The organism is Rothia sp. HMSC067H10 (genome assembly GCF_001810635.1).
GTDB classification, from domain to species: Bacteria; Actinomycetota; Actinomycetes; order Actinomycetales; family Micrococcaceae; genus Rothia; species Rothia dentocariosa.
Window position 1 is genome coordinate 492,229 of record NZ_KV802317.1, and the last position, 11,065, is coordinate 503,293.

The window sequence follows — 11,065 nt, forward strand, 5'->3', positions numbered from 1 at the left end:
CTAACCTTTCTACAGCCATCATATCGGTTTTCTACAGGTATCTGTGGACGCTGCAAGCCTGATGTTAGGGTCTTCACGAAGCGGGAGCGTTTTCTTCAGTCGGGAGCGCATAAACTGCTCCCGACTGAAGAAAACGCTCCCGGATTTTACCCGTACCGATATAAACGCTCTGTCTGAGAGAGTAGAACTATGAGTTCTTCAATTTCTCAGACAGTCCGTGAACTTGCCGAACCAAAACTGGCGGAGTTCACGGCGAAGCTGATTCCTACGGTTGATCCTGCGCGGATTTTAGGCGTACGCATGCCCGCACTACGCAAGCTTGCTAAGAAGCTGCTGCGTGAGCATCCGCAGGAAGTCGCGGAGTTTAAGGCGGCAGTTCCGCATGATTTCCAGGAAGAGGACCTGTTGCATGTGCTGCTTCTGAACGAGGAACGTGACTTTACAACCTGGCATGCGGAAATTACTGATTTCTTGCCATATATGACGAACTGGACTCTTACGGATGCCGTCTCCCCAGCCTGCGTGAAGGGCCGCAATGCAGCCAACCTGCCGCAGCTGGAGCGGGCCTGCCTCAACTGGGTGGTTGATGACCGCGTGTATGTGCAACGTCTAGGCGTGGTGGTGCTCATGTCACTGTTGGGCACCGAGTATTTCTCGCCGGAGCATCTGCATAAGGAGTACGAGTACTACGGCATTGAGACCTGTGCTGTGGACGGCATGTGCCAGACCCGCTGCCCCGTGAACATTAACACTGGTGACCTGATTCGCCGCCTGCGTTCTGAGAACCAGGACAAGCTGGCTGCTACCGGCTGGAAGGTTGCCGCACAGCAGTGGGGCATCATGGATAAGGTTGCCGGTAAGGCCCTGACCGTGGCGCAGAAGCTGCTGTTCCCCATGGTTCACGGCACCACCAACATTGCCCGCAAGGTCATGTGTGATGACATGGTGCCTTCCTACAAGAAGGACCTGCCCGCCGGTGGCCCGGCACGTAAGCCGCACAAGGACGCAACCGCTGAGATTGTGTTCTTCCCCGCCTGCGTGAACTCCATGTTCGGCGGCGTGGACGGCGACGGTAAGCATGACCCGGTCAACGCAACTCAGGCGTTCATTCGCCTGTGCGAGCGTACAGGCGTGAAGTACCGCATCCCGGACAATATTGGCGAGATGTGCTGTGCTACCCCGTGGAAGTCGAAGGGCTTCACCGACGGCTACTCGATTATGAGCGACCGCGTGCTGAAGTCCCTGTGGGAGGCTACTGACGGTGGCCGCCTGCCGGTCGTGTGTGACGCTTCGTCCTGCACTGAGGGTCTTGAGGTGATGCGCAAGAAGGTTATTGAGGCGCTGGAGCACAAGATCGTGAACGGTCTGAAGCCGGGTGAGCCGGACTTCTCGCGTCTGCGCATGTACGATGCGGTGCAGTTCGCCGCCGACAACATGCTGGACAAGCTGACCGTGTCTGCTCCCCTGCCGTCGATTGCACTGCACCCGACCTGCTCCATGACTCACCTGGGTACTCAGCCTGCGTTTGAGAAGATTGCGAACGCGATGAGTGCCGACGTGTACGTACCGAAGCACTGGGGTTGCTGTGGTTACGCGGGTGACCGCGGTATGCTGCGCCCGGAGCTGACGGCGAGCGCTACGGAGGCGGAGGCTGCGGAGCTGAGCGAGCAGAAGCAGTTCGCCGCATACATTTCGGCGAACCGCACCTGTGAGCAGGGCATGACGGAGGCGACCGGCCACAGCTACCAGAACGTGCTGCAGCTACTGGAACGCACCACCCGCTAAAGAGCTGAGCGCATAGCGGCGGTATAAAGAAGGGACCCGGCGGGCTATCTGATGGATAGCCTGCCGGGTCCCTTCTTTAAGGATTATTTAGATTAGTTACCCTCGCCATTGATAAGGCGAGCGTGAAGCTCTCCGTCCGCCTCAGTCACGATAATGACCGGCTTACCGCCCGCTACTTTGCATGCGCGGCGGAGCACTTCAGCCTCATCTTCGCCGGGAGCCGCAGGGATAACATGGCACTCCCCTCCCGCCTTCTGCGCAGCGAGCGCAACAAGCGCCCTGTGTTCCGGGTTTCGGCGAGCAGATAGGTTGAAACGACCCGCAATACGAGCTCGCTCCTTCATCACTTCAATGCTTGCCATACCTTCCCCCTTTCAAATGCGCTTCAACAGCAAGGCCTGCTACTTCTTCGTGAACAAACTTTGCTTCCCGAAAAACCCGGAGGGCTATCTGATGGATAGCCAGCCGGGTCCATTTTTGTCTGCTACAGCACTTATTTTCGACTATTAAATAGTCCAATAATGAATAGTGCTATTGAGATGCCGTAGAGAATTCCAATCACTAGGTCGCTGGCATTTGACACTACATTCAAGATAGTTGCCTCAATCAAGAACAGCATGCCAACAGGAACATACTTATCCGACTTCATACGCTCGTGCTCCCCCAATAATCAACAGCAATACATCATTTTCAAGACCATCCAGCTACCCATTTTCTGAATGGCTATCAATGTTCGCTTTACTACCACATTAGCAATCTGGAGCCAAAAACTAGCCCACGACACAACTTTCTGCACCCAACCGCACTCCCCCACCCCAGCCTCCTCAAAGCAAACAAAAAACCACCTCCTCCGTGACTCATCGCCACGAAGGAGGTGGTTTTTATATATAGGGTTGACACAAGGTCACTGGCTCAGCTCCGTCGGTCGAGCTAACCGCAGTCAGGCCACGCTAGCGACCCCACATCCATACCCCTACTACTCTGCAGCCTCGGTGCTGGGCTTGGGGTCTTCGTTCACGCGGTTGCGGATATGTTCCACAATACGTGTATCTTCCTCACCTTCACCCAGATTAGCGGGAATAGTGTAGCTATCCCCTCTAGTCTTCTGCGCAGTAAGTGCAACAAAGCCTAGTGTATTGAGGGTCGGCAAGCAGATAGATTGAAGCGTCCAGCAGTACGGCTTAATGACTCCTTCAAATCAGCAATTACTTTATAATTTCCTTTTTCATATATTTAAAATATCTTTCCACCAAAAGAACAAGAATCGGTGAACACACAATAATCCGTGTCCACCGATTCTTCATGCTACATCAGTGCTTCAGGTATCGCTTTTCTTGCCAGGCGTCAATTACCCACTCTGAGAAATCATACATGATCTTAGAAATTCGATCATGGAGCCTCAAATATTCCTCTATGTTCTTCTCCAAGCCAACGATTCCCTTTGTCTTCTCACCGTGTGCAACTTGATTTCTAACCTTCAACAAGTTTTCATCAATATCTTTTTCCAGATATTCTATCTCCAATTTTCCCATTTTATCATTAATATTGTCTACTATATCCAATTTTTTAAGTATATCAATAAATAATTTATACTTAAGGTTCGACCCTGTATCAATAATTTCCTCATTAATTCTCACATATTTACCATCTGATAATAAATCCCTAAACTTATTAACAAAACCAATGTGAGCATTATGAATATTTGCTCCACCCAACTCAGCCAGCGCAGCTTTTAAAGAGGAAGCAACTATAACATCACTTGCATTTCTATATTCAATCTTTTCATTATTTACAGAATCAATATATATCCGCCCAACTTCCTTTATATAACCTTCCCAGTGAGCATAGAGCATCAGATATGATCCCCTGAGGACATATCTAACATTCTGCTCATACAATCTATCCTCTGAATACAGGGACTCAACATCCATTCTGACCCTGCTTAGCTCTTGCCTTCTCCATGCTCGGCAGGAATTTATTTTATCAACAAAGTCTTCATCTGATATTTTTATTTTCTTTCCCATAAATCCAAAACTCCTAGGTATATGATTAGTTAGCCAACAATTCTCGACCAGCCAAAACGGTCCTCTTGATTCGTGCTTCAGTTGCTACACCGGTAGTTTTAGCGGTATTAGGATTACTCCAGAAGCTCTTTGAAATTTCTTCAAAGTTATCATTATATTCTTTACCATTAGCAATATAGAACCCAAGACCTGCGGCAAAAGCTTCAAATGCGCTAAGCGTAAACTTATCACTGTACTTTCCACTCTTGCTATCCCAGGGGTTAAAGACATTCTGGAATTCAGACAGCTTCTTAAAGGTGGTATCGAATACTAGACCATACTCATCCTTCTCAGAGTCGAAGTTAACGGCAAAATCGAAAGCAAAATCATCCACTTCCTTTGCAAAATCAGAGATTTCAGAAATTTTTTCATTAGGCATATGTGAAAGCATAAGGAATCGGAGAAGAAGCTCGTCATTGTACTTCTGCTTCAACCTAGTCGAAGTAAGCCCCAAAAGGTCCAGGAACTCAGGAGTATTAGCCTTTTGAGAAATCCACTTAACCATCTCTGAAGATTGACCAGCAAGTACTGCAGTACGAATTTCCTGCGGAGTCAAGTTGCTACCGTTAGAGTTCAGACGCTTAAAAAGATCGTACTTTGTTTTAATATCAGAATCTCGCTTGACAATTTTGACATCGATTTTTGAACGCTTTATGTCCCTTCGCTGGGCGTCGCTCAGATAACCCTTGGGAGTAGTTTTAGTCTTTACCTCGTCGCTCCAAGCAACACCTTCAATCGAAGGGAGATATTCAGTCTTTCCTAGTACAGAAGCAAACTTAGTTTTCGGACTTTCGTCGTTCTTTTCCTCTTCTTCGTCAGATGACTCTTCAGCTTTTAGAACGCCCTGAAATTCCAACAAGGTGCTAATACGCTGCAAGCCGTCCACTATCTCCCAACGGCCCTGGTTATCCTGAGCAACAAAAATTGACGGCAACGGGATTCCAATCAAAATACTCTCAATCAGCTGACTCTTCTGACGCAAGTCCCAGCGGAACAAACGCTGATAGTCAGGAGAAACAATCAGTTCCCCCTCCGTATACATGTTCGTCAATTCACCGATGCTGATAGAGTAGCCATCGGTGCTAATCTCAAGACGGGCGTCGCGAATTTCATCTTCAAGGGTAGTCACTATCGTTCCTCTTCAAACCATGGATAACGCATTTAGCTGGCGTAGGGCACCTAGACCATATCCAGACATCCTTATCCGAATCGTACAATTACCGGCACTTCCGAACAGCAACGAACGTTAGCGCCATCACTTACATTAGCACGAAGACACCCGCCCGGACTAGGAAAAACTTCCCACCGACACAACTTTCTGCACCCAACCACACTCCCCTACCCTCGCCTCCTCAAAACACAAAGAAACCACCCCCTCCGCAGCTTGTCGCCGCAAGGGGGGTGGTTTTCTATATAGCTAGGTTAGAAGCCTAAGCCCTTATTACTCAGCAGCCTCAGTGCTGGGCTTGGGGTCTTCGTTCACGCGGTTGCGGATATGCTCCACAATACGTGCCACAGCCTCATCCACGTGCACACCGTTTTCCTGTTTGTTGCCGCGGAAGCGGAATGAGACTGCGCCAGCCTCCGCGTCCTCGCCGCCAGCAATCAGAATGAACGGAACCTTCTCAGTAGACGCGGTACGAATCTTCTTCGTAAACCGGTCCGAACCGTAATCCACCTCAACACGCACACCCTGCTCACGCAGTTTATCCGCGATCTCGGTCATATAGTCGTTGAAAGCCTCCGCCACAGGCACACAAATCACCTGCACCGGTGAGAGCCACGCCGGGAACGCACCCGCATAGTGCTCAGTCAGCACACCCAGGAAACGCTCAATCGAACCGAACTTGGCCGAGTGAATCATCACCGGCTCCTGAATCGAACCGTCCGCAGCCTGGTACTCCAAACCAAACCGGCTGGGCTGGTTAAAGTCATACTGAACGGTAGACATCTGCCAGGTGCGGCCAATCGCGTCCTTCGCCTGCACCGAAATCTTCGGGCCATAGAACGCGGCCCCACCCGGGTCAGGCACCAGCTCAAGACCGGTCTCCTTCGCCACCTGCTCCAGCACGGTGGTAGCCTGCTCCCACTGCTCATCGGTGCCGATAAACTTATCCTTCTTATCGCCCTCAGTGTCGCGGGTCGAAAGCTCCAGGTAGAAGTCAGTCATACCGAAATCTTCCAGCAGGCTCAGCATGAAATTCAGCAGGTGCCGCACCTCATCGGGTGCCTGCTCCTTCGTCACATACGAATGCGAATCGTCCTGCGTAATCATGCGCACGCGGGTCAAGCCCTGCAGCACACCCGACTTCTCGTCACGGTACACGGTACCGAACTCGAAGAAGCGCAGCGGCAGCTCACGGTACGAACGCCCACGCGAACGGTAAATCTCGTTATGCATGGGGCAGTTCATAGCCTTCAAACGGTAGTTGCCGTTATCGAGCTCCATCGCCGGGAACATGCCGTCCGCGTAATACGGCAGATGCCCAGACGTGTAGAACAGGTCTTCCTTAGAGATATGCGGGGTGCTCACGTACTGGAAGCCCTCAGCAATATGGCGGGCGCGCACATAATCTTCCATCTCGCGCTTAATCACGCCACCCTTAGGATGAATCACCGGAAGGCCGGGACCAATATTCTTCGGGAACGAGAACAGGTCAAGCTCCTTGCCCAAACGGCGGTGATCGCGGCGCTCAGCCTCAGCAATACGGTGCTTATACTCCACCAGCTCATCCTTCGTGGGCCAGGCGGTACCGTAAATACGCTGAAGCATAGGGTTCTTCTCAGAACCGCGCCAATACGCGCCACCGGCACGCATGAGTGCGTAACCGTTAGCAATTAGCTTGGTATTCGGCAGGTGCGGGCCACGGCACAAGTCATTCCACAGCACCTCACCAGTTTTCGGGTGCACATTGTCATAAATCGTGATCTCGCCCGCGCCCACCTCAACCGAGGCGCCCTCTGCGGCATCAGCACCCGAACCGGGGCCTTGGCTAAGCGAAAGCAGTTCGAGCTTATATGGCTCGTTCTTCATCTCTTCAACCGCTTCATCGTGGGTCACTACGCGACGGCGGAACAGCTGGCCCGACTTGATGATCTTAATCATCGACTTCTCGATCTTCTTCAGATCCTCGGGGGTGAAGGGCTCAGTCACATCAAAGTCAAAATAGAAGCCATCGGTAATATAGGGACCAATGCCCAGCTTCGCGTCTTTGCGGTATTCCTGCACCGCCTGCGCCATCACGTGCGCCGCAGAATGGCGCAGCACATTCAAGCCATCGGGTTCGTCAATGAAAACGGGCTCAACGGTATCTCCCTCAGACAGCTTGTGAGAAAGGTCAACCAGCGTTCCATTCACGCGGGCAACCACAATCTTCGCGTTATCCGCAAAGAGTTCAGCAGCGGTGGCGGCAGTAACCTCGCGTTCCTTACCGGATAAGCTGATCTTAATAGGTGCTGACAGTTCAGCGGCAGACATGTGTCTCCTTTAGGTTAGGCACGGAGCCTACTCCCCCAGCGTACGGGGCCAGGATAGGCGCAGCCGCGCAGACTAATCCGCACTGTACAGGTGCACGGACATCACCATTCTACGGCGTTCACAGCAAATTTTCAGGTAACGGCTCAGGGTGGACACAATATCAACGATAGTTTCCCGTCATAATGCCTCAGTAAAACGTGTATTTCGGCGTGTAAGCCTAGCCAAAGCTAAGCAGACATAACGTGTGCAAAAGCACATACTGGAAGGATAGAGAAGAGAACTATGCCTACACCGGTAAGGAGATTAAGGCCCATGACAGTTGTATCTAATACATCCGAAGCTCTGAACTCCCCCTACACCAATGCCCTTGAGCATATGCTCGCCGAAACCCGCGCGCACGCCCTCGATTCCAGTGTCAAAGAAATTGACAGGCTCGCTATCTCACATGATGCCTCGCACTACCTGCTGGTACCCGCCGGAATCGTACGCCCCGATTCAGCGGAGGCGGTTGCCGATATTTTCCGTGCTGCCAGCGCCTTCAACCTGCCGCTCACCTTCAGGTCGGGCGGCACCTCTCTATCAGGGCAGGCAAGCGGCGATGGACTGATGGTCGATACCCGCCGTAACTTCAAGAAAATTGAGGTGCTTGACGGCGGCAAAAGGGTGCGTGTTCAGCCCGGCGCCACGGTGATGGCAGTCAATAATATGCTGGCGCCCTACGGGTACAAGCTCGGGCCTGACCCAGCCTCATGGTCGGCATGCACTATCGGCGGGGTGGTCGCCAATAACTCCTCGGGCATGTCTTCCGGCACCGAGTTCAACACCTACAACACGCTGGAATCTATGGTGTTCGTGCTCCCCAGCGGAACCGTTATTGATACTTCTGCGCCCGATGCCGATGACCGCCTGCGCGCCCTTGAACCCGAGATTCACGAGGGTCTGCTGCGCCTGCGCAAGCGTGTGGTCGAAAACCCGGAGTCGGTTGCGCGCATCCGCCAACAGTACTCCATGAAGAACACCATGGGCTACGGCGTGAACTCTTTGCTGGATTACAGCACACCGGTTGATGTTCTGCAGCATCTTCTGATTGGTTCCGAAGGAACACTCGGGTTCGTGGCGTCCGCAACCTACCGCACCTTGCCCATTCATAAATTCGTTTCGACCGGTCTGCTCGTATTCGATAACCTCTTGGATGCTACCCGTTCGGTGCCCGAACTTGTGGCTAACCACCTGGCGACAGTTGAGCTCATGGACGCCACCAGTATTCGCGTAGCACAGCGTACCGGGCAGGCGGCGGAGGCTCTTGCTGCTATTGATGTGCGTGATCATGCGGCTCTGCTTGTGGAATTTCAGGGAAACTCTGAGCAGGAGCTCACCGATCTTGCTGCATCTGCCGCACCCATGTTTGATACCCTCCCAGTGGTTTCGCCAGTCACCATGACCAGCAAACTTTCCGAACGTAACGCGCTCTGGGCTGCACGGCGTGGGCTGTACACCACGGTCGCAGGCAACCGCCCCAGCGGCACGAACGCGCTGCTTGAGGACGTGGTGGTCCCGGTGGACGTGCTCGGTACCACCTGCCGCGATCTGACCGCGCTCTTTGACGCCCACGGTTACCAGGACTCAGTGATTTTCGGGCACGCAAAAGACGGCAATATTCACTTCATGCTCAACGAACAGTTCCGCGATGCCAAGCAGCTTGTGCGGTACCGCGACTTCACCGAAGAAATGGTGCAGCTCATTCTGGAGGCTGACGGCTCGCTCAAGGCAGAGCACGGAACCGGGCGTATTATGGCACCGTTTGTGCGCCGTCAATTCGGTGACGAGCTCTTCGAGGTCATGCGCGAGATTAAACGCCTGATCGACCCGAAGGGTTTCTTGAACCCGGGTGTGGTTCTTGCCGAGGAAGACACCGATTACGCCACCGACCTGAAGGTTGCCGAAACCGTTGAAGAAGAAGTCGATCGGTGTGTGGAATGCGGGTACTGCGAACCGGTGTGCCCGTCTAAGGATTTGACGCTGACCCCGCGCCAGCGCATTGTGCTGCGCCGCGAAATTGCTGCGGCAGAAGCTAACGGTGATACTAAACTTGCCGACCGCCTACGCCAAGAATACGAATACTACGGTGTGGATACCTGCGCGGTAGACGGCATGTGCGTTACGCGCTGCCCGGTACTGATCAACACGGGTGATTTGGTGCGCCGTCTGCGTGCCGAGAACCAGGATGCCCTCGGTGCCGCCGGGTGGAAATTCGCCTCGAAACACTGGGGTGCGGTCGATAAAGTGGCGGGTAAGGCTCTCACGGTCGCAAAAATGCTGCCGTTCCCGGTGGTACGCGGAGCCACCGATATTGGCCGTAAGCTCTTCGGCGAAGACCTGGTGCCTGCCTATAAGAAGGGACTGTCTGCTGGCGGCGCACCGCGCGTGCCGCATACGGAAGCGAACCCCGATATTGTGTTCTTCCCTGCCTGCGTGAACGCCATGTTCGGCGGTGTTGATGGTGACGGTAAGCACGACCCGGTGAATGCGACTCAGGCGTTTATTCGCCTCTGCGAACGCGCGGGCGTAAAGTACCGGGTTCCCGAAGGTATCGACCAAATGTGCTGTGGCACGCCATGGAAGTCCAAGGGGTACACAGACGGCTACTCAATTATGAGCGACCGCGTGCTCAAAGCACTGTGGCAGGCGACCGACGGCGGGCGCATCCCGATCGTGTGCGATGCTTCTTCATGCACCGAGGGCCTTGAGGTGATGCGCGCGAAAGTTGCAGCCGCCCTAGAGCATAAAATCACGCAGGGTTTGGGGGCAGGCGAGGCCGATTACGCCCAGTTGAAGCTTATTGACTCGGTGCAGTTCGCCGCCGATACGCTGTTGCCTAAGCTCACGGTGTCGGTTCCCCTACCATCACTGGCGCTGCACCCTACCTGCTCGATGACTCACTTAGGTGTGCAGCCTGCATTCGAGAAGATTGCAAACGCCATGAGCGAGCAGGTGTACGTTCCCAAGAACTGGGGATGCTGCGGTTACGCTGGTGACCGCGGTATGCTGCACCCTGAGCTCACGCAGAGCGCTACCCGTGCCGAGACCGCTGAGCTAAACGAGCACGAGTTCGCCGCATATGCTTCCTCAAACCGAACCTGTGAGCAGGGTATGACCGAAGCAACCGGACATACCTTCCAGAACGTACTGCAGCTTCTAGAGCGGGCCACTCGGTAAAGCTTTGCTCCGTTAGAACCGTAGGGCTGTGGGGCGGCATCGTAGGATGCTGTTGCCCACAGCCCTACGTTTATAATACTTCTTATTTCAACAGCTCAGGAGGCCAGTTTATATTCTGCTTCCCCCGGATATACAAAAACGCTATGTCCTGTTCCTAGCGTCAGAGCTAAATCTTCAGGACATAGCGTTTTTAGCGAAATCGCTAATAATCGTGTTGTGCGGTGCGATATAAGAGCAACCCGGAAGTTTTGTTGCCCAAGGTAACCCTTCAGAACTACCTCACTTCTAACATTAGCCTTATCTGTAAGCGAACTTCAAAGATATTCGGAAATTGTAACCAAATCTTTATGTTTAGCGAAAAGTTCAACCTTTTATCAACATTTTGGTAGTGTCATACTAATTTTCACGACAGGGGTATATGAGACTTTCTCCTGTACAATAAAACAGTTTTTATATGTGAGGTATTACTCTTTATATACTGACAATCTGTTTACATGTTGGGCCAGGTCGGGTGCAACCGACC

At 52.8% G+C, this 11,065-nt stretch carries 7 protein-coding genes; 2 read left to right on the forward strand and 5 right to left on the reverse strand.

Annotated features, from left to right (window positions below; genetic code table 11):
- The first annotated feature begins 189 nt into the window (after positions 1-189).
- Positions 190-1,785, forward strand: a complete 1,596-nt coding sequence (locus tag HMPREF2756_RS09150) for a DNA alkylation repair protein (protein ID WP_083301713.1) — start codon at positions 190-192, stop codon at positions 1,783-1,785.
- A 92-nt stretch (positions 1,786-1,877) separates the two neighbouring features.
- Here HMPREF2756_RS09150 and HMPREF2756_RS09155 read toward each other — a convergent pair whose 3' ends face one another.
- The 5 genes from HMPREF2756_RS09155 to thrS form a co-directional block, all read right to left on the reverse strand.
- On the reverse strand, positions 1,878-2,147 hold the full coding sequence (locus tag HMPREF2756_RS09155; protein WP_070620508.1) for an aminotransferase: 270 nt from the start codon (positions 2,145-2,147) through the stop codon (positions 1,878-1,880).
- 614 nt (positions 2,148-2,761) lie between these two features.
- Positions 2,762-2,935: a hypothetical protein gene (locus tag HMPREF2756_RS11280; RefSeq protein WP_158282838.1), complete on the reverse strand. Its 174-nt coding sequence runs from the start codon at positions 2,933-2,935 to the stop codon at positions 2,762-2,764.
- 160 nt (positions 2,936-3,095) lie between these two features.
- Positions 3,096-3,809, reverse strand: coding sequence for an MAE_28990/MAE_18760 family HEPN-like nuclease (locus HMPREF2756_RS09160; RefSeq protein WP_070620512.1), 714 nt, complete (start codon positions 3,807-3,809; stop codon positions 3,096-3,098).
- 25 nt (positions 3,810-3,834) lie between these two features.
- Positions 3,835-4,977, reverse strand: a complete 1,143-nt coding sequence (locus HMPREF2756_RS09165; protein WP_070620515.1) for a GmrSD restriction endonuclease domain-containing protein — start codon at positions 4,975-4,977, stop codon at positions 3,835-3,837.
- A 312-nt stretch (positions 4,978-5,289) separates the two neighbouring features.
- Positions 5,290-7,326, reverse strand: coding sequence for a threonine--tRNA ligase (thrS, locus tag HMPREF2756_RS09170; protein ID WP_070620518.1), 2,037 nt, complete (start codon positions 7,324-7,326; stop codon positions 5,290-5,292).
- A gap of 312 nt (positions 7,327-7,638) precedes the next feature.
- Between thrS and HMPREF2756_RS09175 the strand changes: the two genes are divergently transcribed.
- On the forward strand, positions 7,639-10,542 hold the full coding sequence (locus HMPREF2756_RS09175; protein WP_070620521.1) for an FAD-binding and (Fe-S)-binding domain-containing protein: 2,904 nt from the start codon (positions 7,639-7,641) through the stop codon (positions 10,540-10,542).
- Positions 10,543-11,065 lie beyond the last annotated feature (523 nt).